Raw genomic sequence first — 26404 nt, forward strand, 5'->3', positions numbered from 1 at the left:
CCGGAATTGCGGAGACTATTTCGGAAAAGAAATGCGCGGTCTTCCCTCGCGGGGGCGCCGCGTCCGTGTCAGCGGGACAACTGGTCGTTGATCTCGGCGATCTGGGCCTGCTGTTCCCGCACGATCTCTCCGGCGAGCGCACGGGTTTCCGCGTGCTCGCCGCGGGAAAGCACGGCGCGGGCCATTTCCACGCCCGCGCCCAGGTGCTGGGCCATGGTGGTGAGCCAGCCGCGGTCGAACTCGGCGCCGTAGGTGTCCTCCAGCGCGGTGATCGTGGTGTCGGGGAGCATGCCGGGCATGGGGTGACCGGCATGCCCGCTCGTTTCGGCGTGCCAGGCCCGCAGCCAGCCGTTCATCCGCGCGATTTCGGCGGTCTCCTCCTCGGCGATCTCGTGCGCGGTGGTGCGTACGAACTCCGACTCGGCCCGCTGTTCGGCGAGCCGGGCCAGCCGCACCGACTGTTCGTGGTGGGGAACCATTTCCTGCGCGAAGCGGATGTCGGCCGCGTTGCCGCCGGTGCTCGCCGGAGCGGTCCCGCAGGCGACGAGCACGAGTCCGAGCAGCACGATCAATGAACGCATCAGTCCTCCGTCGTCGGGGTCGACGGGGGATACGGCTCACCTCCGTAGGCGGTTCACCGTTCTAGAAACCGAAATCCTGCGTCCAGTACCAGCCCGAAGTCGCGACGCCCACACCGAGCTTGTGGTAGGAGCAGTTGAGGATGTTGCGCCGGTGCCCGTCGGAGTTCATCCACATCCGCATGGTCTGCTCGGCCGTCGTGGAGCCCTTCGCGATGTTCTCCGCGCCCGGGCTCGGGTAGCCGGCGGCTGTGATCCGGTCGGCGAAACTCGTGCCTTCCGGTGTGGTGTGGGAGAAGTACCCGCGCGCGGACATGTCGTCGCTGTGTTTCCGGGCGGCCGTGGCGAGCCGGGAGTCGGCGGTGAGCGCGGCGCATCCGGCGGCGGCGCGTTCCTGGTTGACCAGCGCGAGAACCTGGCCTGCCGCGGAGGTGCCGGCTTTCGTGGTGGTCGTGGCACGTTTCGAGGTCGTGCCCGGCCGCGGGGGAGGGGGAGTGGTGGTGCTCGGCGGAGGCGGCGGAGTCGTCGTGGTGGGCGGCGGCGGCGGTGGTGGCGGCGGGGTGGTCGTCGTCGTGGGTGGCGTGCTGCTCGGGACCGGAGGCGGAGCGGGACTCCGCACGGCGGCGGCGTGCACCGGCTGCTCGTCACCGCCGGGAAGGCCATCGAAGGCGAGCACAGCGCCCGCCGCGAGCGCGACGCCGGCCAGCACCGCGAGGGCCACGAACACGGGTCTGCGCCGGAGAATTCGGGGGGACACGAGCGAAGAAATTATCACGGAACGGTAACGGAAAAGCCCTCCGAGTGACGCAACTCCGTTGCTCCGTCCGGCCCCACACCGCCGTGCCCGGCCTCCGCTCCGGCCCGGCGTAGGGTCGGGACGGTGGAGCGGACGGGTGAAAGCGCAGGAAGCCAAGACGCGGCTGTCACATGGTTGGCGGTGGACAGGCTTCCGGTGACGGACGAGCACGGTCTGCTCGCGGGCTCCCTGGAGTGGGAGGACCGGAATCCGTTCGACCGGATGACCGCCGCGCAGTGCAGGAGGGAATCACTGCCGTTGGCAACCGCCGACGAAGCGTTCCGGTCCCTGTCGAAAGTTCAGGTGCTCTGGTGATCGTCCCGCGTGGCGCATCCAGCCCCGGCGGGATCCCGCCGGAGGCGCGGTTGTTCGCGATCCTGCCGGGACAGTGGACGATCAGCCGGACGCTGCCCGGCGTGGGCGGCATGACCGGCGTCGCCCGGTTCCGCGCCGCCGGGCCGGATTTGCTGCACTACCGGGAGGACGGGCACCTCACCCGGCACGACGGGCCGCCCCTGGAAGTCTTCCGCGAGTACCATTACCGCCTGGAGCCGGGCCTGATCCGCATCTGCTTCGCCGAACCCGGACCGCCCCGGACCTTCCACGTGCTGCGCATGGACGGCAAGGTCGCCTCGGACGTGCACCTGTGCGGCCAGGACACCTATACCGGGCACTACGAGTTCCCGGACGACGACCACTTCGCCGTCCGGATGCGGGTCTGCGGGCCCCGCAAGGACTATTCGATCGAGACGACCTACCAGCGCGCCCGGTGACGGTCACAGCGCGCGGGCGAGCAGCATCGTTCCCATCGCCAGCATGGTCGCCGCGACCAGGGCGTCCAGCACGCGCCATGCCCCCGGACGGGACAGCACCCCACTGAGCAGGCGCGCGCCGTAGCCGAGACTCGTGAACCAGGCGAGGCTCGCGGCCATCGCGCCGAGCCCGAAGACCCACCGCAGACCGCCGCGCTCGGCCGCGACCGAACCGACCAGCAGGACGGTGTCCAGGTACACGTGCGGGTTCAGCCAGGTCATCGCCAGGCAGGTGAGCACGGCCGTGCCGGGCGAAGCGGCCGTGGAACCCGCCGTTGTCAGCCCGTGGCCCACCGGCCGGAGCGCGCGCCGCCCGGCGAGAACGCCGTAGCAGATCAGGAAACCGCCACCGGCCAGGCCCACCACGGTGAGGGCGGCGGGCCAGGCGGTGACCGCCGCGCCCAGCCCGGCCACGCCGAGTGCGATGAGCACCGCGTCCGAGGCGGCGCAGATGACGATGACGGCGGCGACGGCGTGCCTTCGCGCGCCCTGGCGCAGGACGAACGCGTTCTGCGCGCCGATGGCGACGATGAGCGACAACCCGGTGCCGAACCCGGCCAGACCGGCCGAAAGGACGTTCACGACCTCCACGGTAAGCAGCGGCATTTGTCCAGAACAGCTAAAGATTTTTACGTATCATTAGCGCTCGTGATGACCGAGTTGCCCGTCGACCAGGTGCGCACGCTGCTCGCGGTCGTCGACGAGGGCACCTTCGACGCCGCGGCCGCGGCCCTGCACGTGACACCTTCGGCGGTCAGCCAGCGGATCAAGACCCTCGAACAGCGGATCGGCCGCGTGCTGCTGATGCGCACCAAACCGGTTCGCCCGACCGCCTCCGGCCAGGTCGTCGTGCGGTTCGCGCGCCAGCTGGCCGCTCTGGACCAGGACGCGCAGCGCGAACTGGGGATCACCGGCGAGTCCGGTCCGGCGCGGCTGTCCATCGCGGTCAACGCCGATTCGCTGGCCACCTGGTTCCTGCCCGCCCTGACGCGGGTGCCGCGGATGTCCGAGGTGTGCTTCGAGCTGTACCGCGAGGACGAGACGCAGACCGCTGAACTGCTGCGCGAAGGGCGGGTGATGGCCGCGGTGACCTCGTCGCCTGCCGCGGTCACCGGCTGCCTCGTGCGCCCGCTGGGGCTCGCGCGCTACCTGCCCGCGGCGAGCCCGGACTTCGTCGACCGCCACCGGACCGGGCCGCTCCGGCGGTGGCTGCCCGGCGCGCCGGTGATCGTCTTCGACCAGCACGACGAACTGCAGGACCGCTTCGTGCGATCACTGGCCCGCGCGGACGCCGCCCGCCACCGCCACTCTGTCCCGACGTCGGAAGGTTTCCGCGACGCCGTGGCGGCCGGCCTCGGCTGGGGGCTGGTGCCGGAACCGCAGGCGCGGCCGCTCCTGGAGTCCGGCGCCCTCGTCGAACTCGACCCGGGACGGCACTGGGACGTGCCGTTGTACTGGCAGCAGTGGAAACTGGACGTGCGGGCCCTCTCGCTCGTCGCGGACACGATCACCTCCGCGGCCGCGGAGGCGCTGCACCCTTTGCCGTCCTGAATGGACGATTTGAACGCCACCAATGCCACGCCGGTGGCGCCGGACGCTACGAATGCGGCATGGCGGAACCGGCGTCAGGGGGACGCCAGGCGGGGTCGCGGCCGATGAACGCGATCAGCTGCTCCTGCGGAGAGGCGTCGCCGGGCACCGGAACCGCCGGGCCGTACTGCCCGCTGTCGCGCAGGAGCGTTTCGATCGGCCGCATGCCCGCGAGGGTGACGGCGCACCGTTCCCGGCCGAGGTCGATGTCGCGGCCGAGTGCCGTGGCCAGGTCCCAGGAGTGCATCCAGACATCGGCGGTGTAGAACTGATCGATCGCCTCGTCCACCGGTTTGTCGCCGGTGTGCGGGTTGCTGAGCACGCGCCCGGCGGGGTCGTCCAGGATGGCCTGGATGTCGGCGACGTGCTGCTTCCAGGCGGCGGCCGGGTCGGCGTCGACGTCCAGGGCGGGCAACTCGATGCCGGCGCCGGTCAGGAAGCCGCGGGGCCATCCGACGAGGTGCTTCACGACATCGAGGGCCGTCCACGCCGGGACCGGGCTGGGCCGCGCCCAGTCGCCGGGTGCGGCGGACTCGACCAGGCCGGTGAACCGGGCCGCGTCGTGCGCGTGCTGCTGGGCGGGCGTCACGTCAGATGCCGTTCGCGAGCAGTTCGTCGAGCTTCTCGTAGCCCTCGTTGACCCCGGTGTCCATTCCGCTGGACAGCATCCCGTCGCGGGTCTCGAAGTCCTTGACCACGCTCAGGGTCGTCAACCGCGTGCGTTCGCCGTCGAGTGCTTCGAAGGTCAGCGTCTCCAGTGCGACCCCGTCCGGCTCGCCGTCGTAGGTGAAGGTCCACACGATCCGCTCGTCCGGCCGGACTTCGTGGAAGCTGCCGTGGAAGGCGGCGATCTCCTGGCCGCCACGGTCGTTGGCGAACGCCCATTCGCCGCCGGTGCGGGCGTCCCACCTGGTGATCCTCGTGGTGAGCGAGCGTGGCCCGATCCACTGCGCGTAGAGCGCGGGGTCGACGTGAGCGCGGAACACGTGCCCGGGCGGCGCGGCGAACTCACGCACGATTTCGATGGTCGGGACCTTTTCGTCCGCCACGATGCGGGTTTCCTGCTGCGATGCGGTCATGATGCGTCCTCCTGCGTCTGGTCCTGGTCGGCGGTCAGGTGGGACAGCACGGCGTCCAGGCGCCGGTACCGTTCCTCGGCTGTGCGGCGGTAGCGTTCGATCCACTTCGTCATCAGGTCGAACACCTCCGCGTCCAGGTGGACGGGCCGCCGCTGGGCCACCTTGGTGCGCGTGACGAGCCCGGCGTCTTCGAGCACTTTCACGTGCTTGGAAACCGCCTGAAGGCTCATGTCGTACGGTTCGGCCAGCTCGCCCACGGACGCGTCCGCGGCGGCCAGCCGGGCCACCAGATCGCGCCGGGTCGGATCGGCCAGCGCCGCGAACACGCGGTTCAGCCGGTCAGTGTCGTCGTCCACCCTGCTTCCTCAACTACTTGATTGAGAAGGACCGTAGGCCCCTCGTCGCGGTGTTGTCAACCAGTAGGTTGATGACGGCTATCCCGCGACGCTCGCCACCGAGAACGCGTCGGCAGGCATCGGACGCTGGAGCCGCCAGGTGATCGCGATCGGCCGTTCACCCCGGTGCTCCACGTACGACGCGGGACCCAGGCACAGGAACGGCGCCGCCCCCAGATCGTCGGTCTTCGTGTCGCGGACGAAGAGCACCACGTGACTGCCCCGGGCGCGGTGGTGCAGGTACCGCTGACCGGTGGGAGAGTCCGGTGCGATGGCGTTCTGCGACTCCCAGTGGAACAACCCGGGGCTGATCGCGTAATCGCGGTACATCGTCGTCGGCGAGAAGTCCTTTTCGCTCTTGCGCAGGTTGATCAGCAGCGCGTCGGTGGCGGTGTCCTCGCACCACGCGACGCCGGACACGTGGTTGCCCGGCACCCGCTTGAGCGTCGCGTAGCCCAGCGCGGCGAGGATCTCCTCGCGGCGGTAGTGGCTGTGGGCGGACAGCGGCACGTGCTGCAACCCCTCGCCCAGGGAGGCCGGGACGTGCCGGGCGCGGTCCAGTCCGAGCGCGACCAGCTCGGCGATCTCCGCGCAGACGGCCGGATGCCGGCGCAGGTGCTCCAGGCCCGCGCGGTAGGACGGGAAAGCGCCCCGCTTCGGCCACACCGTGAACAGCAGCATCCGCGCCAGCCGCTGCTGCCGCTCGCTGAGTTCCTCGTAGTCCGGGCCGTCCGCGGCCACCAGCCGCCGGTACACCTCGGCCCGCTCCGGATCGTCGACGTGCGTGAACGCCGCCATTCGCCGCAGCAGCGGACCTTCGTCCGGGCCGGCGGCTGGAGCGGGCAGCCCCGCGTCCCGCCGCAACCCGGTCCACGAACCGCCGCCGCGGTAGACCTCGACCAGTTCGCGATCGGCCGCGTCCAGGTACGCGGCCAGCGCCAGATCCCCGTGCGAGCGCAGATCGGCGGCCAGCTGAGTCCGGGTGAAGCGCAGCTGGGTGCGGACGTTGTCGAGCACGATCCGCTGCGCCACCCGGTCCAGCACCACCTGGGAACCGGCGGGCAGGAACGGAAAACCCTGCTCGATCTGCCGCTGCAACCCGCGGCGGCTCGCCCCGGTCAGTGCTCGGTACCGCGTGTCGAACCGGAACTCCTTGCGGTGCCTGCCGATGAAGTCCAGCACGGTCAGCACGGCCTTGCCCGGGGCGCGGCGCAGACCACGGCCGAGCTGCTGCAGGAACACCGTCGCACTGTCGGTGGGACGCAGGAACAGCACGGTGTCGACCTCGGGGATGTCCAGGCCCTCGTTGAACAGGTCGACCGCGAACAACGCGGTGACGTCACGGGCCCGCAGCGCCGCGATGGCGCGCTCGCGCTCTCCCGCTGAGCTGTTGCCGGACACCGCCAGCGCGTTGATCCCGGCCTCCCGGAACACTCGCGCCATGTACTCGGCGTGCGCGATGCTCACGCAGAACCCGAGTGCACGCATGGCGCCCACATCGGTCACTTTGTCCCGCAGTTCTTTCAGGACCCGGGCCGCTCGCGCGTCATTGCCGGTGTAGAGGCGTTCCAGGCCCGTGACGTCGTACCGGCCACGCTTCCACTCCACACCGGCCAGATCGATCCCGTCCGCGACGCCGAAGTAGTGGAAGGGGATCAGCAGGTCGGCCGAGAGGGCTTCCCACAGGGGCAGTTCGAACGCCGTCCGCCCGCCGAACATCTCCCGCACGTCACCACCGGTGCTGCGCTCGGGTGTCGCGGTCAGGCCGAGCAGTTCCCTGGGCCGCAGGTGGTTGAGCAACCGCTGGTAGGTCGCCGCCTCGGCGTGGTGGAACTCGTCGACCACGACGACGTCGAAGTGCTCCGGCGGCAGCTTGTCGATCCCGTGCGCGTGCAGGCCCTGGATGCTGGCGAACACGTGACGCCACCGCTCCGGCCGCGCACCACCGACGTAGGTCTCGCCGAACGTCTCATCGATCAGCGTCTCGCGGTAGACGCGCAGCGCCTGCTGCAGGATCTCCTTGCGGTGCGCGACGAACAGCAGGGTCGGATCGCCGTTCCCGCGCAGCTGCCGGTAGTCCAGGGCAGCGATCACTGTCTTGCCGGTGCCGGTCGCGGCCACCACGAGGTTGCGGTGGCGGTCGTGGACCTGGCGCTCCGAATCGAGCGCCTCGAGGATTTCCTGCTGGTGCGGCAGCGGCCGGACCTCCAGCCCGGCGAGGCTGATCGCGGCCGGTGCGGCGCCACGGCGCCCGGCCTGGCGGAGTGCGTCGTCGAAGCGGTCGGCGTCGGTGTCCGGGTCGTAGGGGACGAAGGCGCTGGACTCCCAGTACGTGTCGAAGGTGGCCTCGAACTTGCGCAGCAGGTCGGGAGTGGCGACGCCGGAGAGCCGGACGTTCCACTCCAGGCCTTCGACCAGCGCCGAACGGGACAGGTTCGAACTGCCCACGAAGGCCGTGTCGTAGCCGGAGTTCCGGCGGAACAGCCACGCCTTGGCGTGCAGCCGGGTCGACTGGGTTTCGTAGCTGACCCGGACGTCGGCGCCGAACTGCCGTACCAGCCGGTCGATCGCGGGACGCTCGGTCGCCCCGACGTACGTCGTGGTCAGCACGCGGAACGGGACGCCACGGTCCCGCAGGTCGAGCAGGACCTCCTCGAGCAGGCGGAGCCCGGGCCAGCGGATGAACGCGCACAGCAGGTCGACCCGGTCCGCGCTGGCGAGTTCGGCACGCAGCTCGGCGGACAGGCTGGGCTCCTCCTTGGCGTTGGTGAGCAGCGCCGCCTGGGAGAGCGGGGTGACGGGCCGGATGTGCTTGCGGGCGCCGGTGCCGCTGACCTCGCTCAACGCGATGAGCTGCTGGACCGTGCCGGTGAGCCGGTCGTCCTCGGCGGCCAGCTGACCCAGCACCCGGTTGACCAGCTCCACCCGCCGGGCGCCGTCGGACTCGCCGGCGATCACCCGGCGCACGGCCTCGGCCACGTGACGGGCGATCACCTCCGGAGCGTCCGCCTCGTCGACGATGCCGAACTCCGGGTGCAGCCGCTCGCGCACCGCGTCGAGCGCCCGGTCCAGACGATGCGTCCGGACGGCTTCGTACACCCCGTCGGCCAGCGGCTCCATGGTGATCACTCTGCCACGGGCCGGCGGCGCGAGGGGGTCACTCGGCGAAGATGACCGTGTCGCTCAATGCCTTCGAGGTGTCCAGTTCCATGCCGAGCCCCGGCGACTCCGGCACGCCCAGCTCACCCCGCACCGGGTTCACCGGTGTCCGCAGGAACAGCTGGTGCACCCGGTTCCACTTCACCAGATCCTCCTGGTACGGCGTGTGCACCGGCGACTGGGTCAGCGAGAAGTGCAGCGTCGCCGCGGCGGAGTGCCCGTGGGGGATCGTGATCAGGTCGTGCGCGGTCGCGTGGGCGGCGATCTTGAGGGTTTCCGACAGGCCGCCGCACCAGTAGATGTCGGGCTGGAGCACATCCAGGGCGCCCGCGTCGACGAACCGGCGCAAACCCCATCGCGTGTACTCGTGCTCGGCGCCCGCCAGCGGGATGGTCAACCGCGACCGCAGCAGCGCGTAGCTGTCGATCCGGTCGGGCATCGCGCATTCTTCCAGCCAGCGCGGCCGGTACTCGCCGATCCGCGACGCCAGCTCGGTCACGTACGTGACGTCCATCGACTGCCAGCAGTCGAACATGATGTCGTAGTCGTCGCCGACCGCCTCGCGCACCGTGCGCACCAGTTCGACGTTGCGCCGCAAGCCTTCGTGACCGCTCGCGGGCCCGAAGCGGAAGAACCACTTCTGCGCCCGGTAGCCGAGTTCCTTGAACTCCTTCGCCCGCGCGTGCACCAGCGCCGGGTCGGTCACCGAAAACCCCAGCATCGAGGCGTACGCCGGCACGGACCCGCGCGTCGGACCGCCCAGCAGGCGGAACACCGGCTGCCCCAGCCATTTCCCGCGCAGGTCCCACAGCGCGCAGTCGACGGCGCTGATCGCCAGCATCGTGTTCCCGGCCCGGCCGTGCACCTGGCTGCGGTGCATCTGGTCCCACAGCTTCTCGCCTGCGACCGGGTCCGCGCCGACGAGCAGGCGCCGCAGGTCCTTCGCGACCACGTACGCCACCTGCTCGGGCACCGGCCCGCCCCGGCCCACGAGACCGTCATCGGTCTCGATCTCCACGAAGTGCGACACGAGACGGAACCCGTCCGGGGTCTGCACACCGCCCTCGTGGTCGTCGACGTCCCGGTACTCGGGGTAGACGTCGAGCGGCCGCACCAGCCGCTCCTCCCACAGGTCGCCGTCGGTGGGCAGCACACCCTCCAGACGGCGCAGCCGGACCTCAGCGATGCGCATCCAGGTTCCCCTCCACGGCGGCCGCGGTGACCCGGCGTTCCGCCGAACCCCACAGCCGCACGATGACGGTCAGCACGACGATCGCGAGCACCCCCATCAACGCCAGCCACAGCAGACCGCCGTTGAAGTCACCGGTGCGGTCCCTGATCACGCCGATCACCGCCGGATTGACCACACTGGACAGATTGCCCAGCGCGTTGATGAGCGCGATGCTCCCGGCCGCGGCGGTTCCGGCCAGCAGCGCCGTGGGCAGCCCCCAGAACCCGGGCAGCACCCCGAACACGCCGAAACTGGCCAGGCACAGGGCGATCAGCTTCACCACCGGCTGGTCGATCAGCGCCGCCGCGCTCAACCCGGCCACCGAGATCACCAGCGCCAGGTACAACGCCGCGCTCCGCCGCCCAGGGCGGTCGGCCAGCCGTCCGATGAGGAGCATCCCGGCCAGGCCGAACGCGTAGGGGACCGCCGCGACGAACGTGGTCGCCGTGTCGCTCATCCCGAACGGCTTGAGGATCTGCGGCAGGAACGTGCTGACCGCGCCGTTGAGGTTGGTCAGGCAGTAGTAGCAGAGCGCGAACACCAGGACCTTGGGGCTCAGCAACGACTTCCACAGGCTGTGCTTGCCCGGCGCGACGGCCTCCCGCGCGAGTCGTTCCCGCTCCAGGGTTCCGGTGAGCCACGACTTCTCCTGCGTGGTCAGGAACTTCGCGTCCTCGATGCGCCGCGGCAGCAGAAACGGGACGGCGAGCCCGAGCAGGATCGCGGGCACCGCCTCGATGACGTACATCCACTGCCAGCCGTGCAGGCCCAGCCACCCGTCGAGGTTGAGCAGCAGCCCGGACAGCGGTGTGCCGATCACCAGCGCGATCGGGATGCCCGCGGTGAACCCGGCCAGGATCTTGCCGCGGTGGCCCGCCGGGAACCACTGGGTGAGGAAGAAGATCACGCCGGGGAAGAACCCGGCCTCGGCCGCGCCGAGCAGCGCGCGGGCGACGTAGAGGGACTCGGCGTTCCAGACCAGCGCGTGCAGGCCGGAGATGACGCCCCAGGTGATCATGATCCGGGTGATCCACAGCGGCGCGCCGAAGCGCTGCAGCGCCAGATTCGAGGGCACCTCCAGCAGCACGTACGGCACGAAGAAGACGCTCGCCGCGACCCCGAACGCCGCGGCGCTCAGGCCCAGGTCGGCGTTCATGGTCAGCGCGGCCACGCCCAAATTGGCGCGGTCCAGTATCGCGATCAGGTACCCCGCGACCAGCACGGGCAGCAGGCGGAAGCTCAGCTTCCGCATCACGGCGCTCGGCATCGCAGCAGTCTGGGTCAAGGTGCCCTCCGTTGGACCGGACAGTGTCCGTAAACGTTTCCGGACACGCTGGGCCGGAACGGTACCGGAAACGTTTACGGATCGTCAACGCCCGCTATCATCACCCTGTGGCGGACGTGCGGACCGGGGGGAAGTCAGGGCGGGCGGTCGGCATCAAGGACGTGGCCCGCGAGCTGGGCATGTCGATCGCCACGGTGTCCCGCGCCATGAACGCGCGCGGCGAGGTCAGCGAGGCCACCCGCAGGCTGGTGCTGGAGACCGCCGCCTCGCTCGGGTACTCCGCCAACCAGTCCGGGCGCAGCCTCCGGCGCGGTCGCACCGGCACGGTCGCGCTCGTGATGCCGATCCAGACCGCTCGCACGCAGTCCGGCGAGACGTTCTTCCTCAACGTCTCCAACGGTCTGCAGGAAACGCTGCTCGGCCACGGGCTGAACCTGGTGATCCTGCCCTTCGGCTCGGCCGTGCGGCAGGAGCAGTTCCTGCGGGACGTGGTCGACCGGCACGTCGCCGACGCCTACGTGCTCGCCGACACCCAGCGCGCCGACCCGCGGGTGGACTACCTGCTCGCGCAGCGGGTGCCGTTCGTCAGCCTCGGCCGCACCCGTGCGGACGGGTACTCGTGGCTGGACCTCGACTTCGCCGGGGTCGCGGAGCGGTCGGTGCGGCGGCTGGCCGAACGCGGGCACCGGCGCATCGCCGTCGCCACGGCGGACCGGGACGTCAACAGTGACGCCGAGTTCCTGCGCGGCTACCGGGACGCGGTGACCACGCTCGACGTGGACGACGATGACGCCCTCGTGGTGCGGCTGCCCGACAGCCGCGACAACGGCGACCTCCTCGGCGACCGGCTGCTGGCGATGCCGGACCGGCCGACGGCGGTCGTGCTCGCGCAGGAGACGCTGGCGCCCGGGCTGTACCGGTCACTGCGCGGCCACGGCGTGGAGCCCGGCCGGGATCTCGCGGTGATCGGGTTCCGCGAAAATCCGGTGTGCGCACACCTCGTGCCGGCACTGACCTGTTTCCACGTGTCACTGGAGGATTACGGACGGCGGCTGGGCGAGATCGTCCTGGAACGGTTGTCCGCGGCTCCGCCGGCACCGACCCAGGAAGTGTGGCCGATGGAATTGGTGCCGAAAGAAAGCGATCCGGCGCTGCCTTTCTGATCTCAAAACGGCCCGCGGGCAGGGGAGTAGCAATACTGTCACGAAGCGACAGAAATGCTGCTGGGCCTGCTGAAAGTCTCGGGTTCGAAGATCGGCGCGGACCCCGTTAAACTGTGGCTCTGGTCACCGTTTGGTGATATCCCCGTTGCCCGTTCGTAATCTGGCTTAGGCCTTGCGGAGACGAGGAATCCCCCGTTCTCGTCATCGTGTGCGCCCCCATCGGTCGGCCCCCGACGACCGGTGCGGATGAACGTCGAACAAGGAGACTCCCCCTCAATGGGAAGCCATAATTCAACATCGCGTGTTCCCCGGAAGGTGGCCCTGTTTCCCCCGAACAGGAGCCGCACACGGCACGCGGTGAAACCCCGAAATCTGAACCGGTTCGGTGCGCGCACGTCCGTTTCCGCCGGTCTGCTGATGATGTCCGTGGCAGGCTCCGCGAGCCCGCTCGCCATGGCCAGCACCAACGACGACGCCGCCCAGCCGGCGCCGGCCACCGAGGCGGCCCCGGCCGCCGCTGCCGCTGCCGTCGCGGCGCCGTTGCCGGTCCTCGGCCCGCCGTCGACGTGGGTGGTGACACCACCGGCGCCGCTCCTGACCATCCCCGCCGCCCCCGACCCGGGTTCGGCCGAACCCGCGGCGGCGGAGCCCGCGGCGGCCGAACCCGCCGCTGCGGCGCCGGAGGTCTTCGACACCACCGGTGACCGGCTCGCCGGCTGGATCAACGAGGCCATCCACGTCATGCGCGACAACGGCGTGCCGGTGTCCGGAAAGGACGTCCGGGCGATCCGCACCGTGGTCGACAAGGAGTCCAACGGCGATCCGACGGCCGTGAACCGGTGGGACAGCAACTGGCGCGCCGGCCACCCGTCGAAGGGCCTGATGCAGTGCATCGACTCGACCTTCCGGGCGCACAAGCTGCCGGGACACGACGACATCATGAACCCGGTGGACAACATCATCGCCGGGACCCGCTACACGATCAGCCGCTACGGCGGTTTCGACAAGCACCCGGGCCTGAAGTCCATTCTGAAGGGCAACGGCTACCGCGGCTACTGACGCACACCGCGGGTCCGTCCACACCGGACGGGCCCGCGGTGTCCGGTGCGGGATTTCGTGCTCCGCACCGCCTTCGCCTCGACGGCGACTCCGCTGCGCGTCGAAAAGGACGTCGGCGAGGGACGGATCGAGGCGCGCGACCACCGGCGGCACGGCCACGAGGCGATGTGCGACCTGCTCGCCGAAGTGGGCGGGCACCTGTCGTGCCGCACCGAGCTGCTCTAGCCGCCGTAAGGTTTGGTGATGATCTCCAGCCGGTGGCCGTTCGGGTCGTTCCAGTAGACGCCCCGGCCGCCGTCGTTGTGGTTGATGCGGCCCGGCTCCCGCCCGTACGGATCGGCCCAGTAGTCCAGCGACCGCGCCGTGATCCGCTCGAAGATGCGGTCGAACTCCTCGTCGTCGACGAGGAAGGCGTAGTGCTGCGGGTGCACCGGCTCGTCGGTGCCGATCACGTCCAGCGACACCTCGTTGGAGGTCTGCACGACGAGGAACGGGCCGTAGGGCACCGCGTCCGGCAGGCCGAGGACGTCGGTCAGGAACTTCGCCGTCTCCTCCCTGTCCCGTGCCTCGACGATCGTGTGGTTCAGCTGCACGGCCATGTCCGTTCCCTCCCGCGCGGTTCCGGTGTGACACCGAATGTAGCGCGGTCCGGGCCGACGGGATGACCATCGAGCGTCCCGCGGTTTCGCGCTGCGCCGACGCGTCAACGGCTTGACCTTCGAGCCGGTCGAAGCCCCACGATGAGGGCTCGACCACGAAGGAGAAGCTCATGCGCACCGACCCGATCATGGACGCCATCGGCCACGCCGTCACCGACGGCAGGGCGGGCGACGCCGCCGGCGCCCGCCGCAGGCTCCTCGGCCTGTGGTCCACGATCGGTGTCCTGGGGGACCCGCTGCACCGTTGCACGCTCGCGCACTACCTGGCTGATTTGTGCGACCACCCCGCCGAGGCCCTGACCTGGGACGTCCGGGCACTGGACGCCGCCGACGCGGTCAGCGAGCAGCGCGTGCAGGAGCACCAGGCGGACCTGCACATCGCCGGCTTCTACCCGTCACTGCACCTCAACCTGGCCGACAACCACCGCAGGCTGCACTCGTTCCCCGCGGCGGCCGACCACATCGAGGCAGCACGACGGCACGCGCCGGACCTCCCCGAAGGCCCCTACGGTGACCTCCTCCGCGGGGCCATCGACGAGGTCGCCGAGGCGATCACCCGGCGCGACGCGACGAAGCGAGCGCCGGCGCCCGCGGCGGGGTAGCGGTCAGAACTCGTCGCCGGCCGAGAGTTCCTTTTCGAAGGCGTCGGCCTGCGCCACGATCGACAGCAGGGGCCGCTCGAACTCCTCCCGCAGGTGCAGCGACGTCAGCGGCACGGTGTGCTTGATCAGCGCCACGCGGTCCACGATCGCGGCGCCGCCCACCGTCGCGCGGCCCGCCAGTTCCAGCAGGCGGCGCAGGTCGATCTTGTCGGCCCAGCCCACCGCCGACGAGATCTCCGCCCATTCGGCGCCGTCGTGGTCGGGCAGGTGGTGCACGGTCACCTGCTGCGTGCGGCCGCCGTCCGTGTCCAGCCGGAACCGCAGCCAGTCCTCGCTCTCTTCGAGCACCTCGTACCGGATGCGCACGTAGTTGATCACGTCGGTCCAGATGGTCACCCTCGCCGCCTCTCGCCGCTCGACACGGGCGCCAGCCTAGCGGTCCCCGGCGCCGGTTCGCCGGAGTCATGCCACCGGCGCCGGGGACGGGCGAGGCGGGACCGGCCGGCGCGGGGAGGGACCCCAGGACCGGGTACGGCCGTGCTCGGGCGCCGCCGCGGCCAGCCGCCGGTCCACCGTGGACTGTGGGTGTCCACCGGATCCCGTTCCGCGTGGTCTCTCCCGCACCTGCTACATGTCGTGCTCCCAGCTGCCGCGCGTGTCGACGTCCGCGGCATCCGCCAGTGCCTCCAGCTCCGCGATCTCCTCGCCGGCGAGGTCGATGCCAAGGGCTCGGACCAGCCCGTCGAGGTGACCCGCCTTCGTGACCCCGATGATCGGGGTGGTGCCCTTGGCGATGGCCCAGGCGGTGGCGACGTCGGCGGCGGACGCGCCCCGGTCCTCGCCGATCGCTGCCATCCGGTTCGTCAGCGCCCGGAGCCGGGGCAGCATGCAGTTGTACACGGCCCGGCTGCTGCCCGCCGGCATCGGATGCGCCGGACTGTACCTGCCGGTCAGCGCCCCTTGCTCGAGGACCAGGTAGGAGAAGAACCGCACGTCGTGCGCGCGGCAGTGATCGAGAATGCCCGCACGCTCGGAGCTCCGGTACAGGAGGCTGTAGTGGTTCTGGACCGCCTCCACGCGGAACCCGGCCTCGCCGAGGATCCGGTCGGTCAGCGCGATCTCCGTCAAGTTGTGGTTCGAGACGCCGACATGCCTGATCCTGCCGCTCTCCAGCAGCGGAATCAGCAGCGGCGTCCACTTGGCCAATCGAAGATCCGCTCGGTCACGTCGTCCCACGCCGCGGGCACGCAGATCCCGGCGTTGGCGACGACGACGTCCAGCCCGCCCAGCTCCGCCACCCCGGCGTCGACGGCCTCGCGCAGCTTCGCCAGGTCCCGCACGTCCGCCCGCACCCGCACGGCCCGGCGCCCGGTCTTTTCCACCAGGCTCACGGTCTCGTCGAGATCCGCGGGTGTGGGGGAGGCGTAGGCGACGCTGGGCAGCGTGTCCGCGATGTCCACCACGATCACGTCGGCGCCCTCGTGCGCCAGCCGCACCGCGTCCGCCCGGCCCTGACCGCGCGCCGCACCGGTCACCAGGGCGACCTTGCCCGCGACCCGTCCCGCCACCGTGTGTCTCCTCGTCTCCCGTGCCGTCGCGGGGCTTCGCCGAGCGTGGGCCTGAGTGAGTACTCAGTCAAGGCGCCTTGACGGTTGTCCGTGCCGGTGCGATCCTTCGACGCATATCAGGGACTCTGATGATTGGTGGTTCGATGACGCACCAGCAAGCCGTCCCCGTGCAGGACTCCGGCAGCCGCGAAGCGCGCCGGGTGGCCGTCGCGAGTTTCGTGGGCACCGCCATCGAGTGGTACGACTTCTTCCTCTACGGCGCGGCCGCCGCGCTCGTCTTCGGACCCCAGTTCTTTCCCGCGAGCGACCCTTCGATCAGCCAGCTCGCCGCCCTGACCACGTTCGCGGTCGGCTTCCTGGCCCGGCCGATCGGCGGGATCGTCGCCGGTCATTTCGGCGACCGGATCGGCCGCAAGCGGATGCTCGTCATCTCGCTGCTGATCATGGGCATGGCCACGGTGCTGGTCGGGCTCCTGCCCACCTACGCCCAGATCGGCGTCGCCGCACCGATCCTGCTCGTCGTCCTGCGGCTCGCGCAGGGTGTGGGTGTCGGCGCGGAATGGGGCGGCGCCGCGCTGATGGCGGTCGAACACGCGCCGCCGTCCCGCCGCGGGCTCTACGGCGCGGCACCGCAACTGGGCGTTCCGGCGGGGGCGATCGTGGCGAACCTCGTGCTGCTGGTGGCGTCCACGTCCACGCGGGAGGCATTCGTCGACTGGGGCTGGCGGCTGGGTTTCCTGGTCAGCTTCGTACTGGTGGTCTTCGGCCTGGTGATCCGGCGGCGCCTCACCGAAAGCCCCCTGTTCGCCGAAGCCGCCCGGCACCGGCCCGCCCGCGTGCCGCTGCTGGAGGTGCTGCGCGACCACCCGCTCGCCGTGCTGCGCTCGGTGTTCGTGACCGGCGCGTCCACCGCGATGGGCTACATCATCCTCACCTACATCCTGTCCTACGGCACGGCCGAGGTCGGGTACTCACGCAACGCGCTGCTGGTCGTCGTGATCCTCACCAGTGTCGTGCAGCTCGGCGCGATCTACGGGCTCTCCGGCATGGCCGACCGCTACGGCAGGCGCAAGGTGATCGCCGCGGGCGCGATCGCCCAGGCCGTGGTGGCGCTGCTGTTCTTCCTCGTGTTCGACACCGGGGTGTTCGTGCTGGCGCTGGTCGCGTGCGTCGTCGCGGTGATCACCGTGTCGGCCCAGTACGGGCCGCTGCCCGCGCTGCTGTCCGACCAGTTCCCCACCCGGATCCGCTACAGCGGCGTGTCGCTGGGCTACCAGCTGGGCAACGTCGTCGGCGGCGGGCTCGCGCCGGTGCTGGCGACCGCGATCTTCGCCGCGTCCGGCAGTTCCCTGCTGGTCGGCGCCTACCTGGCAGGCATGGCGCTGCTCGCGCTGGTCGCCGTCGCCTGCACCCCGAGGGCCGGCGCGTGAGCAGGCGCTACTCGCCCGCGCCGTTCGTCAGCGCGCGCTGACCGGTGGCGTAGGAGGCGAGCGACTCGTAGCCGTCCTCCAGGTCGAGGCGGAAGGCCGCGCGGCGGCGGTCGTCCATTCCGGCCAGCATGCGGGCCTCGAACCCGCGGACCAGGGGAGTGCATTCGTCCAGCACCGCGCGGCCCCGGTCGGTGAGCGCGGCGAGGAGGACGCGACGGTTGCGGGGGTCCTCCTCGCGCTGGATCAGGCCGTACTTCTCCAGCGTGAGCACCATGGTGTGCATGGTCTGCGGGCGCACGAACGAGCGGCGCGCCAGCTGCGCCGAGGACAGCCGGTTCCGGTGCCGCAACGCGGTCAGCGCGGTGTACTGCAGGGTGGTCAGCCCGAACGGCCGCAGCGCCTCGTCCATGAGCGAGCGGATCACCAGCTCCAGCCGCTTGACCAGGTAGAGCGTCAGTGGAGCGTCGTCGCCGTCCTCAGTCACCACTCCATGCTGCCACGTGTCCGGAGTGGACCCGCTGGACTGCCGGTGCCGCCTGGCGGGTACCGGACACGGGAGGAGAGGAGCCGCCATGCCGAAACCGCTGTCCGAGCAGGTGGCCGTCATCGCCGGGGCGTCGAGCGGGATCGGGCGTGCCAGTGCGCTCGCCTTCGCGCGGCGCGGAGCGCGGGTGGTGTGCGCGGCCCGCGGTGCGGAGGCCCTGGAATCGCTGGTGCGCGAGATCCGCGACGGCGGCGGGCAGGCCGTGGCCGTGCCCACCGATGTCGCCGATCCGGCGGCGGTCCGCGCACTCGCGGCGGCGGCCGAACGCGAGTTCGGGCACGTCGACACCTGGGTGAACGCCGCCGCGGTCGCCGTGTTCGGCTACGTCGAGGAGATCAGCGACGAGGAGTTCGACCGCGTGATGCGGGTCAACTTCCTCGGCCACGTGCACGGCGTCAAGGCGGCGCTGCCCGCGCTGCGCCGCGCCGGTGGCGGCGTGATCATCGGCATCGCCTCGGTCGAGGGGGTGCGGTCGGTGCCCCTGCACGCGCCCTACACGGCGAGCAAGTTCGCGTTGCGCGGCTTCTACGACACGGTCCGGGTGGAACTCGCCCAGCGCGGCGACCCGGTCACGGTGACCACGATCCTGCCCGCCGCGATCGACACCCCGTTCTTCGAACACGCCCGCAGCAAACTCGGCGCACTGCCGAAACCGCCGCCGCCGGTGTACGCCCCGGAGGGCGTCGCGGACAGCATCGTGTTCGCCGCGGAGCACCCGCGCCGCGAGATCGCGGTCGGCGGGGCGGCGCTGGCGTTCTTCCTCGGTCAGCGGCTGTCACCGGCACTGACCGACGCGGTGTTGTCGGTGCGCCGGCTCGGTTCGCAGGCGTTCCGCAACGACCGCCCGGACAACGGAGTCGACAATGTGGACACTCCGGTGGCGGAGTCCGGCCGGGTGCGGGGGAGCGGGTCCGGCCGGGTGTTCCGGGCCGGGCTGGTCAGCCGGCTGCTCGCCCGCCTGCCACGCCCCGGCGAGCTGGCCACGGCGGCGGTGTCGGGGTTGAACCGGCGGCGCTGACGGTCAGGCGCCTTCGGGTGCGCCGCCGTAGGAGATTTCGTTGCCTTCCGGATCGTGGTAGATGACTTTGCGGACCCCGTTGTCGTAGGTTTCTTGCCTTGTCGGCTGCAGCCCGCGCTCGCCGATGGCGGCGACCCGCTCGTCGAAGTCGGTGACGAACAGCGTGTGGAACGCGTGCCCCGCACGATCCGGCCGCAACTCCACGACGACCGAGCCGTGTTCGGTGACCTCCCACAGGGCCTCCGTGTCACTGACGACGTAGGTCGGCGGGCCACCGAAGAAGCACTCGTACCAGACGAGCGCGGCGGCATGATCGGCGACGGCGATACCGGCGAACAGGTCGAGTGTCATGCCGGGGGATCGTACGGCTGAGTGTCCGGTTCGCGGGCTTTTCGCTGGGCTTCGCGGATGATCTCGGGTTCCGGGACGCCATGCAGGACCAGGGGCGGGATGAGCAGGCCGGACGACCGGTGACCGGTGATCTCCTGCTTGCGCGGGTCCCCGAAGGCGATGGCGCCGGTGTGCGGAAGCTCGAACAGCGGCCGCAGCCCCACGGACAGGGCGCCGAAGTCCGTCACCGGTCCCGGCGTTGCACCCGCGATCGGGCAGACTGGGCGCATGAAGGTGATCGGCCTGCTGGGTGGCATGAGCTGGGAATCGTCGCTGGAGTACTACCGTCTCGTCAACGAGCGGGTGAAAGCGGCGCTCGGTGGGTTCCACTCCGCGCGCACCGTCCTGTACTCGGTCGACTTCGCCGAGATCGAGGCGTTGCAGGTGGCCGGACGCTGGGACGAGGCGGGGGCGGTGCTGGCACGGGCGGCGCGGGCGCTCGAAGCGGCCGGCGCGGACGTCGTCGTGGTGTGCACCAACACCATGCACAAGGTCGCCGGGGACATCGCCGCCGCGGTCGGGATTCCGCTGCTGCACCTCGCCGACGCCACGGCCGCCGCGATCGTCGCCGACGGTCACAAGCGGGCCGGGCTGCTGGGCACCCGCTTCACGATGGAACAGCCGTTCTACCGCGACCGGCTCGCCGCGCACGGGCTCGACGTGCTGGTGCCCGGGCCGGACGACCGCGACCTCGTCCACCGCGTCATCTACGACGAACTCGTCCTCGGCGTGGTGCGGGAGGAATCCCGGGCGGCCTACCGCGGCGTCATCGCGCGGCTCGTCGAGGCCGGTGCGGACGCCGTGATCTACGGCTGCACCGAGATCGAACTGCTCGTCGGGCCCGGCGACAGCGAAGCGCCGACTTTCCCGACCACGCGCCTGCACGCCGAGGCCGCCGCCGATTTCGCGCTCGGCCTGCGCCCGCTTCCCCCGTCCCCGTAAGCTTCCCGGCCCCCGGGGCAGGGCAGTCCCCGATCATGACGACGGGGAGGGGACAAGGGGTCATCACCACCGCGATCCCGTCCCGGCTGGACCGGTTGCCCTGGGCGCGGTTCAACTGGCGGGGTGCTCAAGGGACTCGGCACGGTGTGGATCCTCGACGGGCTCGAGGTGACGATCGTCGGCTCCATCGCCTCCCGCCTGACCGAACCGGGCAGCGGCGCGGGCCTGACCGAGTCCGGCGTCGGGATGGCCGCGGCGTGCTACGTCGCGGGTGCGTGCCTGGGCGCACTGCTGTTCGGTCAGCTCACCGACCGGTACGGGCGCAAGAAACTGTTCCTGGTGACCCTCGCCGTCTACGTCGCCGCGACGGTCGCGACCGCCTTCACGTTCGCGCCGTGGTTCTTCTACCTCGCCCGGTTCGTCACCGGTGCCGGGATCGGCGGCGAGTACGCCGCCATCAACTCGGCGGTCGACGAGCTGATCCCGGCGCGGGTGCGCGGGAGGGTCGACCTCGTGGTGAACGGCACCTACTGGGGCGGTTCCGCGGCCGGTTCGGCCGCCGCGTTGTTCTTCCTGGACACCGCGATCTTCCCGCCGGGCGTGGGCTGGCGGCTCGCGTTCGGGCTGGGCGCGCTACTCGGGGTGCTGATCTTCGTGGTGCGGCGGCACGTCCCGGAGAGCCCGCGGTGGTTGTTCATCCACGGCCGCGAGCCCGACGCGTCGCACATCGTCGGGTCGATCGAAGACGAGGTGCGCCGGGAAACCGGCGCCGAACTCGCCGAGCCGGAGTCGGAGATCCGCGTACGGCAGCGGCGCGCCACGCCGTTCCGCGAGATCGCGCGCACCGCCTTCCGCGACTACCCGCGCCGCACGATTCTGGGCCTGGCCCTGTTCGTCGGCCAGGCGTTCCTCTACAACGGCATCACCTTCAACGTCGGCACCCTGCTCAGCACCTACTACGGGACGTCGTCGGGATTCGTGCCGGTGCTCGTGGCGATCTACGCGGTGGGCAACATGCTGGGCCCGCTGCTGCTCGGGCCGCTGTTCGACACCGTCGGCCGCCGCACGATGATCACGGTCAGCTACCTCGGCTCGGCGCTGCTGTCGGTGCCGCTGATCTGGGTGTTCGTCTCCGGGACCGGCGGGGTGTGGGGCTTCCTGGCGCTGCTCGTGGCGACGTTCTTCCTCGCCTCCGCCGGGGCCAGCTCGGCGTACCTGACGGTCAGCGAGATCTTCCCGATGGAAACCCGCGCGCTGGCGATCGCGTTCTTCTACGTGGTCGGCACCGGGGCGGGCGGCATCGTCGGGCCGCTCCTGTTCGGTTCGCTCGTCGAGTCCGCCGACCGCGGGATGGCCGCCATCGGGTTCGCCGTCGGCGCGGGCGTGATGGCCCTGGGCGGGCTCGCGGAGCTGGCGTTCGGTGTCGATGCCGAGCGGAAATCCCTGGAGGACGTGGCGAAACCGCTCAGCGCGAGCTGACGCCGACGTGCGCGCGGGGTCACGGAGCCGGTGCGGTGCCACCGAGGTGGGCGGGCAGCCACCAGCGGTCTTCGGGGCGCGCGGGGCTCTCCGGATACTCCGCCTGGGCCTTGTCCAGCAGCAGGCTCATCCGGTTGCGCAGCTCGCGGGTCACCACGTCGGGATCGTGCGCGGGCCCGGGCCGGAGCGGCTCGCCCATCAGCACCGAGATCGGCACGTGCCGCTGAGCCAGCCTGCGCGGATGGCCCTTCGTCCACAGGCGCTGCGTGCCCCAGACCGCCATCGGGATCAGCGGCACCCCGGCCTCGGCCGCCATCCGTGCCGCGCCGGACTTGACCTCCTCGACGGTGAACGACGGGCTGATCGTGGCCTCCGGGAACACTCCGACGACCTCACCCGCCCGCAGCCGGTCGACGGCCTCGTCGTAGGCGCCCCGTCCCGCCGCGCGATCGACCGGGATGTGGCCCATGCCGCGCATCAGCGGACCGGAGATCCGGTGGTCGAACACCGGCTTCTTGGCCATGAACCGCACCAGCCGCTTCGCCGGCTGCGCACCCAGCCCGCAGAAGATGAAGTCGAGGTAGCTGACGTGGTTGCACGCGATCACGGCGCCACCGCGTGCCGGGAGGTGCTCGCTGCCCTCGACCCGCAATTTCAGGTCGAGGACCCGGAACATGGTCTTCGCGAACAGGACGACGGGCGGGTACACGAGCTCTGCCATCCCGCCAGGTTACGGGACCGTAGGTTACTTTCGCGTAGGCCCGGTGTGTGACATTCGTCTGGAGCTGGCTACAGCTGTCTCGTCAACGTGAGGTTGCCGCGCAGGGTTCCCGTCCCGTGCGCCTGCCGCTACGCGGGTTCCTCAAGCGCCGGGCTCGCAAGCTCGCAGTCGATGGTGGCCGCCCCGATTTTTGATTGTTTCTGCGCTTCGGATCGGGGTGCGGGCGGGTGGGGTGCTGGGTTGCGTTGCCGGGTGGCGGTGTGGTGGGCGGGTGGTGTCCCGGAAGGGCAAACACGCCAGCCGGAACGGCAAACACGCCAGCCGGAACGGCAAACACGCCGCGCGCGGCGGCGTGTTTGCCGCTCCGGGCGCCGTGTTTGCCGCTCCGGGCGCCGTGTTTGCTGCTCCGGGGCGCGAAACCACGTTCGCGGCCGGCGCCCGGCAGCGACAGGTGGCCCGGCGCGGTGTCTACCGGCCGTTCCTCTCCCGCAACCGATCCCCAGCCGCCACAACACTGAAAGAATCGGGTCCGGGAGACGGCAATCGGGGCGAAGTGAAGCCGGTGCTTGAGAAACCCGCGTAGCGGCTACGTCACGCGAACCGCGCTCAGGAAGTCTTCGCCCGGGCCTGCTCCACCCGCTCCGCGTGCGACGGCGGGTTCGCGGGCACGCCCTCCGGGCGCTGCGACTCCATTTCCTTGCGCAGCACCGGAACGACCTCCTCGGCCAGCAGGTCGATCTGCTCCAGCACCGTCTTCAACGGCAGTCCGGCGTGGTCGATCAGGAACAGCTGCCGCTGGTAGTCGCCCACGTCCTCGCGCATGCTCGCGTACCGGTCGATGACCTGCTGCGGGCTGCCGACCGTCAGAGGGGTCGTCGCGGTGAAGTCTTCCATCGACGGGCCGTGGCCGTAGACGGGGGCGTTGTCGAAGTAGGGCCGGAACTCGTTCCACGCGTCCTGCGAGTTCTTGCGCAGGAACGCCTGCCCGCCCAGTCCGACGATCGCCGTGCCGGCGGGGCCGTGACCGTAGTGCTCCCAGCGCTGCCGGTAGAACTGGACCATCTGCTTCGTGTGCGACATGGGCCAGAAAATGTTGTTGTGGAAAAATCCATCACCATAGTACGCGGCCTGTTCGGCGATTTCCGGGCTGCGGATCGAACCGTGCCACACGAACGGCGGGACACCGTCGAGCGGGCGCGGGGTGGCGGTGAAACCACGCAGCGGCGTGCGGAAGTTGCCCTCCCAGTCGACCACGTCCTCCTCCCACAACCGCCGCAACAGCGCGTAGTTCTCGATCGCCAGCGGGATACCCTGCCGGATGTCCTTGCCGAACCACGGGTAGACCGGGCCGGTGTTGCCGCGGCCCATCATCAGGTCCATCCGGCCGTTCGAGATGACCTGCAGCATCGCGTAGTCCTCGGCGATCTTCACCGGGTCGTTCGTGGTGATCAGCGTCGTCGAGGTGGACAGGACGATGTTCTTCGTGACGCCCGCCAGGTATCCGAGCATCGTGGTGGGTGAGGACGCGACGAACGGCGGGTTGTGGTGCTCGCCGGTCGCGAACACGTCCAGCCCGGCCTGGTCGGCGTGCTGGGCGATGGTCAGCATCGACCGCACGCGCTGGGTGTCGTCCGGCGTCTGCCCGGTCGTCGGATCCGTGGTCACGTCACTCACGGAGAAGATCCCGAACTGCATGTCAGCCTCCTGCTGATCCGGTGTCGACCGGTGAAACGTCTCGCGTGGAAGAATATTCCTCGCGAGACTACCGGAGCATCCCCAGCAGGACGTCACGCAGACCGGGCGACAGGGCGACCGTGTTCGCGGACTCCACCGTGTGGTCGCTGCCGTCGGTGTCCAGCACCAGCCCGCCGGCCTCGCGGACCAGCAGCACCCCCGCCATCGTGTCCCACGGCAGGTTCGACAGGTTCACCGTCGCGTCCAGGCGGCCGTCCGCGACCCACGCCAGATCCGCCGCGGCCGAACCGATCATGCGCACCCGCTCCGCCCGTGACCCCAGCGCCGCCAGCAGGGACAGGCGCAGCCGGTTCTTCGATCCGGCGCCCTCGCCCACGGCGAAATCGCCCACCGACACCATGGCGCGCCCGAGGTCGCGCACCCCGGACACGCCGATCCGCGTCTCGCCCGAGTAGGCGCCGTAGCCTTCGACGGCGGTGTAGACGGCGTCCAGGAACGGCAGGTCGATCGCGGCCACCACGGCGCTGGGCCCGGCGACCAGGGCCAGCGAGATCCCGGTCAGCGGGATGCCACGGGCGAAGTTCGCCGTCCCGTCCACCGGGTCCAGCACCCACCACAGCTCGCCCCGCTCACCGCCGTGCTCCTCACCGACGACCCCGATGTCCGGCGTCTCCCGCGCCAGAAATCCGCGTACTGCCTCCTCCACGGCCAGGTCGATGTCGGTCACCAGATCGCGTTCGGCCTTCTCGGTGACCGACCGCGGCGCACGCGAGGTCACGATGCGCCGCCCGAGAGCGACGGCTTCGCGGGCGACGGGGAGCAGGCCGAGGTGGTCCACGTCAGGACTCCGCGACGTCGAAGGCGTCCACCTGCGGCAGGACGTGCCCGAGCCGGTCGCGCTTCGCGGTCAGGTACCGGATGTTGTCCGCGCTCGCGGGCGCCAGCAACGGCACGCGCGCGGCCACGCGGATCCCGTGCGACTCCAGTGCCGTGATCTTGTCCGGGTTGTTCGACATCAGCCGCACCGACCGCACCCCGAGGTGCCGCAGCACCCGCGCCGCCGGGCCGTAGTCACGCACGTCCACCGGCAGGCCGAGCGTCGTGGCGGAATCGACCGTGTCCAGGCCGCCCTCGTCCTGCAGTACGTGGGTGCGGACCTTCGCCACCAGGCCGATCCCGCGTCCCTCGTGCCCGCGCAGGTACACCAGCACCCCGCTGCCCGCCTCCACGATCGCGTCCAGCGCCGCGCCCAGCTGGTCGCCGCACTCGCAGCGCACGGCGCCGAACACGTCGCCGGTGAGGCATTCCGAGTGCACGCGCACCAGCACGTCGTCGCGCCGCAACCGCCCGTACACCAGCGCCAGATGCTCGGCCCCGTCCCGGAAGGCGACGGCGCGGAACGGGCCGCGGCGCGTGCTCAGCGTGGATTCGGCGATGTCCTGTTCGCGCATGGGTTCCCCTCGTCGTCGACCGGGACCAGCTCGTTCCCGGTATACCTGAAACGATGAATCCGCTCCCGCCGGACACCACCGGCGACGTGCGCGACCGCGAGCCCGCCGTGGCGGTCCTGCCCGTCGGAAGCCTCGAACAACACGGTCCGCACCTGCCGCTGACCACCGACACGCTGATCGCCTGCGCGGTCGCGGGAGAGATCGCGCGGGAGCACGGGTTCTGGCTGCTGCCGCCGGTCACCGTGTCCTGCTCGCACGAGCACGCCGCGTGGCCGGGCACGGTCAGCATCTCGGCGACGACGCTGGTGGCCGTCGTCGAGGACATCGCGGCGTCGCTGCGCGCCTCCGGCGTCGGCAAGCTCGTGCTGGTCAACGGGCACGGCGGCAACCACGTGCTGGCCAACGTCGTGCAGTCCGCGGGCGGGGCGATGGTCCTGTTCCCCGCCTACGGCGAATGGCAGGCGGCCCGCGCCGCCGCGGGTGTGCGGACGAGCAACGACGAAGACATGCACGCCGGTGAGCTGGAGACCTCCATCCTGCTGCACGCCAGCCCGGACGTGGTGCGGCCCGGCTACGCGGACGCGGATTCGGCACCCGGCGATCTGCGCCACCTCCTTTCGCTCGGACTGGCCCCCTACACACAGTCGGGGGTGGCGGGTCATCCGTCACGCGCTTCGGCCGGAAAAGGACGCGCGGTGCTGGCGGCGCTGACCGAGTCCTTCCGCGTGCACCTGCCCGTGCTCGGCGGGTGAGGATGC

The 26404-nt window shown here is 70.7% G+C and carries 33 protein-coding genes; 13 read left to right on the forward strand and 20 right to left on the reverse strand.

Going from position 1 to position 26404, the window contains the following annotated elements; all coding sequences use genetic code 11:
- Positions 1 to 68 precede the first annotated feature (68 nt).
- Both HNR02_RS22840 and HNR02_RS22845 read right to left on the reverse strand, forming a co-directional pair.
- Positions 69 to 581 carry a DUF305 domain-containing protein gene (locus HNR02_RS22840; protein WP_179775173.1) on the reverse strand — a complete coding sequence of 171 codons (513 nt, stop codon included), beginning with the start codon at positions 579 to 581 and terminating at the stop codon, positions 69 to 71.
- Between the two features lie 61 nt (positions 582 to 642).
- Positions 643 to 1335 (reverse strand): CAP domain-containing protein, encoded by a 693-nt coding sequence (locus tag HNR02_RS22845; RefSeq protein WP_312861094.1) that lies wholly within the window; start codon positions 1333 to 1335, stop codon positions 643 to 645.
- Positions 1336 to 1458: 123 nt separating this feature from the next.
- Between HNR02_RS22845 and HNR02_RS22850 the strand changes: the two genes are divergently transcribed.
- Positions 1459 to 1689, forward strand: a complete 231-nt coding sequence (locus HNR02_RS22850) for a type II toxin-antitoxin system VapC family toxin (protein ID WP_179775174.1) — start codon at positions 1459 to 1461, stop codon at positions 1687 to 1689.
- Positions 1686 to 2147: a DUF6314 family protein gene (locus HNR02_RS22855; RefSeq protein WP_312861095.1), complete on the forward strand. Its 462-nt coding sequence runs from the start codon at positions 1686 to 1688 to the stop codon at positions 2145 to 2147. Before HNR02_RS22850 ends, HNR02_RS22855 begins: the two co-directional genes overlap by 4 nt.
- 3 nt (positions 2148 to 2150) lie before the next feature.
- Here HNR02_RS22855 and HNR02_RS22860 read toward each other — a convergent pair whose 3' ends face one another.
- A complete protein-coding gene (locus HNR02_RS22860; RefSeq protein ID WP_179775175.1) occupies positions 2151 to 2792 on the reverse strand; it encodes a LysE/ArgO family amino acid transporter in 642 nt (213 codons plus the stop codon).
- 45 nt (positions 2793 to 2837) lie between these two features.
- On the opposite strand from HNR02_RS22860, the gene HNR02_RS22865 reads away from it, so the two are divergent.
- Positions 2838 to 3737 carry a LysR family transcriptional regulator ArgP gene (locus tag HNR02_RS22865; protein ID WP_179775176.1) on the forward strand — a complete coding sequence of 300 codons (900 nt, stop codon included), beginning with the start codon at positions 2838 to 2840 and terminating at the stop codon, positions 3735 to 3737.
- A 46-nt stretch (positions 3738 to 3783) separates the two neighbouring features.
- Here the strand turns inward: HNR02_RS22865 and HNR02_RS22870 are convergent, their stop codons facing one another.
- From HNR02_RS22870 to HNR02_RS22895, 6 genes are all read right to left on the reverse strand, one after another.
- Positions 3784 to 4365 carry a maleylpyruvate isomerase family mycothiol-dependent enzyme gene (locus tag HNR02_RS22870; protein ID WP_179775177.1) on the reverse strand — a complete coding sequence of 194 codons (582 nt, stop codon included), beginning with the start codon at positions 4363 to 4365 and terminating at the stop codon, positions 3784 to 3786.
- Between the two features lies 1 nt (position 4366).
- Positions 4367 to 4855 carry an SRPBCC family protein gene (locus HNR02_RS22875; RefSeq protein ID WP_179775178.1) on the reverse strand — a complete coding sequence of 163 codons (489 nt, stop codon included), beginning with the start codon at positions 4853 to 4855 and terminating at the stop codon, positions 4367 to 4369.
- A complete protein-coding gene (locus HNR02_RS22880) occupies positions 4852 to 5211 on the reverse strand; it encodes an ArsR/SmtB family transcription factor (protein ID WP_179775179.1) in 360 nt (119 codons plus the stop codon). The genes HNR02_RS22875 and HNR02_RS22880 overlap by 4 nt, the downstream gene beginning before the upstream one ends.
- Before the next feature lie 78 nt (positions 5212 to 5289).
- Entirely contained in the window at positions 5290 to 8370 is a 3081-nt protein-coding gene (locus HNR02_RS22885) for a DEAD/DEAH box helicase (RefSeq protein ID WP_179775180.1), read from the reverse strand.
- A 37-nt stretch (positions 8371 to 8407) separates the two neighbouring features.
- A complete protein-coding gene (locus tag HNR02_RS22890; RefSeq protein ID WP_179775181.1) occupies positions 8408 to 9601 on the reverse strand; it encodes an enolase C-terminal domain-like protein in 1194 nt (397 codons plus the stop codon).
- On the reverse strand, positions 9588 to 10907 hold the full coding sequence (locus tag HNR02_RS22895; RefSeq protein ID WP_218903043.1) for an MFS transporter: 1320 nt from the start codon (positions 10905 to 10907) through the stop codon (positions 9588 to 9590). The genes HNR02_RS22890 and HNR02_RS22895 overlap by 14 nt, the downstream gene beginning before the upstream one ends.
- Before the next feature lie 125 nt (positions 10908 to 11032).
- Between HNR02_RS22895 and HNR02_RS22900 the strand changes: the two genes are divergently transcribed.
- From HNR02_RS22900 to HNR02_RS22910, 3 genes are all read left to right on the forward strand, one after another.
- Entirely contained in the window at positions 11033 to 12088 is a 1056-nt protein-coding gene (locus tag HNR02_RS22900; protein WP_179775182.1) for a substrate-binding domain-containing protein, read from the forward strand.
- A 357-nt stretch (positions 12089 to 12445) separates the two neighbouring features.
- A complete protein-coding gene (locus tag HNR02_RS22905; protein WP_312861096.1) occupies positions 12446 to 13147 on the forward strand; it encodes a transglycosylase SLT domain-containing protein in 702 nt (233 codons plus the stop codon).
- 45 nt (positions 13148 to 13192) lie between these two features.
- Positions 13193 to 13372, forward strand: a complete 180-nt coding sequence (locus HNR02_RS22910) for a hypothetical protein (protein WP_179775183.1) — start codon at positions 13193 to 13195, stop codon at positions 13370 to 13372.
- Here the strand turns inward: HNR02_RS22910 and HNR02_RS22915 are convergent.
- Positions 13369 to 13746, reverse strand: coding sequence for a VOC family protein (locus tag HNR02_RS22915; RefSeq protein ID WP_179775184.1), 378 nt, complete (start codon positions 13744 to 13746; stop codon positions 13369 to 13371). The genes HNR02_RS22910 and HNR02_RS22915 overlap by 4 nt on opposite strands.
- Before the next feature lie 170 nt (positions 13747 to 13916).
- On the opposite strand from HNR02_RS22915, the gene HNR02_RS22920 reads away from it, so the two are divergent.
- On the forward strand, positions 13917 to 14408 hold the full coding sequence (locus tag HNR02_RS22920) for a hypothetical protein (protein ID WP_179775185.1): 492 nt from the start codon (positions 13917 to 13919) through the stop codon (positions 14406 to 14408).
- 3 nt (positions 14409 to 14411) lie between these two features.
- On the opposite strand, the gene HNR02_RS22925 is transcribed toward HNR02_RS22920, so the two are convergent.
- The 3 genes from HNR02_RS22925 to HNR02_RS22935 form a co-directional block, all read right to left on the reverse strand.
- Complete coding sequence (locus tag HNR02_RS22925) at positions 14412 to 14804, reverse strand: hypothetical protein (RefSeq protein ID WP_179775186.1); 393 nt, start codon at positions 14802 to 14804, stop codon at positions 14412 to 14414.
- Between the two features lie 231 nt (positions 14805 to 15035).
- Positions 15036 to 15614, reverse strand: a complete 579-nt coding sequence (locus HNR02_RS22930; RefSeq protein ID WP_246338619.1) for an aldo/keto reductase — start codon at positions 15612 to 15614, stop codon at positions 15036 to 15038.
- Positions 15590 to 15976, reverse strand: coding sequence for an SDR family NAD(P)-dependent oxidoreductase (locus HNR02_RS22935; protein WP_312861097.1), 387 nt, complete (start codon positions 15974 to 15976; stop codon positions 15590 to 15592). Before HNR02_RS22935 ends, HNR02_RS22930 begins: the two co-directional genes overlap by 25 nt.
- Before the next feature lie 143 nt (positions 15977 to 16119).
- Here HNR02_RS22935 and HNR02_RS22940 point away from each other — a divergent pair, with 143 nt between their 5' ends.
- A complete protein-coding gene (locus tag HNR02_RS22940; protein ID WP_179775187.1) occupies positions 16120 to 17406 on the forward strand; it encodes an MFS transporter in 1287 nt (428 codons plus the stop codon).
- Positions 17407 to 17413: 7 nt separating this feature from the next.
- Here HNR02_RS22940 and HNR02_RS22945 read toward each other — a convergent pair whose 3' ends face one another.
- Entirely contained in the window at positions 17414 to 17893 is a 480-nt protein-coding gene (locus HNR02_RS22945) for a MarR family winged helix-turn-helix transcriptional regulator (protein ID WP_312861098.1), read from the reverse strand.
- Between the two features lie 85 nt (positions 17894 to 17978).
- Here HNR02_RS22945 and HNR02_RS22950 point away from each other — a divergent pair, with 85 nt between their 5' ends.
- Positions 17979 to 18968, forward strand: coding sequence for an SDR family oxidoreductase (locus HNR02_RS22950; RefSeq protein WP_179775189.1), 990 nt, complete (start codon positions 17979 to 17981; stop codon positions 18966 to 18968).
- Between the two features lie 3 nt (positions 18969 to 18971).
- Here HNR02_RS22950 and HNR02_RS22955 read toward each other — a convergent pair whose 3' ends face one another.
- Positions 18972 to 19319 (reverse strand): VOC family protein, encoded by a 348-nt coding sequence (locus HNR02_RS22955; RefSeq protein WP_179775190.1) that lies wholly within the window; start codon positions 19317 to 19319, stop codon positions 18972 to 18974.
- Positions 19316 to 19546 carry a hypothetical protein gene (locus HNR02_RS22960; protein ID WP_179775191.1) on the reverse strand — a complete coding sequence of 77 codons (231 nt, stop codon included), beginning with the start codon at positions 19544 to 19546 and terminating at the stop codon, positions 19316 to 19318. The genes HNR02_RS22955 and HNR02_RS22960 overlap by 4 nt, the downstream gene beginning before the upstream one ends.
- A 40-nt stretch (positions 19547 to 19586) precedes the next feature.
- Between HNR02_RS22960 and HNR02_RS22965 the strand changes: the two genes are divergently transcribed.
- Entirely contained in the window at positions 19587 to 20300 is a 714-nt protein-coding gene (locus tag HNR02_RS22965) for an aspartate/glutamate racemase family protein (RefSeq protein ID WP_179775192.1), read from the forward strand.
- A gap of 123 nt (positions 20301 to 20423) precedes the next feature.
- Positions 20424 to 21779, forward strand: coding sequence for an MFS transporter (locus tag HNR02_RS22970; protein WP_312861099.1), 1356 nt, complete (start codon positions 20424 to 20426; stop codon positions 21777 to 21779).
- 19 nt (positions 21780 to 21798) lie between these two features.
- On the opposite strand, the gene HNR02_RS22975 is transcribed toward HNR02_RS22970, so the two are convergent.
- A complete protein-coding gene (locus HNR02_RS22975) occupies positions 21799 to 22500 on the reverse strand; it encodes a lysophospholipid acyltransferase family protein (RefSeq protein ID WP_179775193.1) in 702 nt (233 codons plus the stop codon).
- 271 nt (positions 22501 to 22771) lie between these two features.
- Here HNR02_RS22975 and HNR02_RS22980 point away from each other — a divergent pair, with 271 nt between their 5' ends.
- On the forward strand, positions 22772 to 23083 hold the full coding sequence (locus HNR02_RS22980; protein WP_179775194.1) for a hypothetical protein: 312 nt from the start codon (positions 22772 to 22774) through the stop codon (positions 23081 to 23083).
- Positions 23084 to 23106: 23 nt separating this feature from the next.
- On the opposite strand, the gene HNR02_RS22985 is transcribed toward HNR02_RS22980, so the two are convergent.
- From HNR02_RS22985 to HNR02_RS22995, 3 genes are all read right to left on the reverse strand, one after another.
- Positions 23107 to 24195: an LLM class flavin-dependent oxidoreductase gene (locus tag HNR02_RS22985; RefSeq protein ID WP_179775195.1), complete on the reverse strand. Its 1089-nt coding sequence runs from the start codon at positions 24193 to 24195 to the stop codon at positions 23107 to 23109.
- A 67-nt stretch (positions 24196 to 24262) separates the two neighbouring features.
- Positions 24263 to 25033, reverse strand: a complete 771-nt coding sequence (locus HNR02_RS22990; protein ID WP_179775196.1) for an inositol monophosphatase family protein — start codon at positions 25031 to 25033, stop codon at positions 24263 to 24265.
- 1 nt (position 25034) lies between these two features.
- Positions 25035 to 25646 carry a GTP cyclohydrolase II gene (locus HNR02_RS22995; protein ID WP_179775197.1) on the reverse strand — a complete coding sequence of 204 codons (612 nt, stop codon included), beginning with the start codon at positions 25644 to 25646 and terminating at the stop codon, positions 25035 to 25037.
- A 53-nt stretch (positions 25647 to 25699) separates the two neighbouring features.
- Between HNR02_RS22995 and HNR02_RS23000 the strand changes: the two genes are divergently transcribed.
- On the forward strand, positions 25700 to 26398 hold the full coding sequence (locus HNR02_RS23000; protein ID WP_179775198.1) for a creatininase family protein: 699 nt from the start codon (positions 25700 to 25702) through the stop codon (positions 26396 to 26398).
- Positions 26399 to 26404: the final 6 nt, after the last annotated feature.

Origin of the sequence: Amycolatopsis endophytica (genome assembly GCF_013410405.1) — a bacterium.
Lineage (GTDB): Bacteria > Actinomycetota > Actinomycetes > Mycobacteriales > Pseudonocardiaceae > Amycolatopsis_E > Amycolatopsis_E endophytica.

Coding starts and splice junctions, on each gene's coding strand:
- HNR02_RS22865 (WP_179775176.1), top strand. CDS start 2,838: ATGACCGAGTTGCCCGTCGACCAGGTGCGCACGCTGCTCGCGGTCGTC.
- HNR02_RS22895 (WP_218903043.1), bottom strand. CDS start 10,907: ATGCCGAGCGCCGTGATGCGGAAGCTGAGCTTCCGCCTGCTGCCCGTG.
- HNR02_RS22975 (WP_179775193.1), bottom strand. CDS start 22,500: ATGGCAGAGCTCGTGTACCCGCCCGTCGTCCTGTTCGCGAAGACCATG.
- HNR02_RS22955 (WP_179775190.1), bottom strand. CDS start 19,319: ATGACACTCGACCTGTTCGCCGGTATCGCCGTCGCCGATCATGCCGCC.
- HNR02_RS22840 (WP_179775173.1), bottom strand. CDS start 581: ATGCGTTCATTGATCGTGCTGCTCGGACTCGTGCTCGTCGCCTGCGGG.
- HNR02_RS22965 (WP_179775192.1), top strand. CDS start 19,587: ATGAAGGTGATCGGCCTGCTGGGTGGCATGAGCTGGGAATCGTCGCTG.
- HNR02_RS22920 (WP_179775185.1), top strand. CDS start 13,917: ATGCGCACCGACCCGATCATGGACGCCATCGGCCACGCCGTCACCGAC.
- HNR02_RS22940 (WP_179775187.1), top strand. CDS start 16,120: ATGACGCACCAGCAAGCCGTCCCCGTGCAGGACTCCGGCAGCCGCGAA.
- HNR02_RS23000 (WP_179775198.1), top strand. CDS start 25,700: ATGAATCCGCTCCCGCCGGACACCACCGGCGACGTGCGCGACCGCGAG.
- HNR02_RS22950 (WP_179775189.1), top strand. CDS start 17,979: ATGCCGAAACCGCTGTCCGAGCAGGTGGCCGTCATCGCCGGGGCGTCG.
- HNR02_RS22875 (WP_179775178.1), bottom strand. CDS start 4,855: ATGACCGCATCGCAGCAGGAAACCCGCATCGTGGCGGACGAAAAGGTC.
- HNR02_RS22985 (WP_179775195.1), bottom strand. CDS start 24,195: ATGCAGTTCGGGATCTTCTCCGTGAGTGACGTGACCACGGATCCGACG.
- HNR02_RS22890 (WP_179775181.1), bottom strand. CDS start 9,601: ATGCGCATCGCTGAGGTCCGGCTGCGCCGTCTGGAGGGTGTGCTGCCC.
- HNR02_RS22885 (WP_179775180.1), bottom strand. CDS start 8,370: ATGGAGCCGCTGGCCGACGGGGTGTACGAAGCCGTCCGGACGCATCGT.
- HNR02_RS22995 (WP_179775197.1), bottom strand. CDS start 25,646: ATGCGCGAACAGGACATCGCCGAATCCACGCTGAGCACGCGCCGCGGC.
- HNR02_RS22860 (WP_179775175.1), bottom strand. CDS start 2,792: ATGCCGCTGCTTACCGTGGAGGTCGTGAACGTCCTTTCGGCCGGTCTG.
- HNR02_RS22915 (WP_179775184.1), bottom strand. CDS start 13,746: ATGGCCGTGCAGCTGAACCACACGATCGTCGAGGCACGGGACAGGGAG.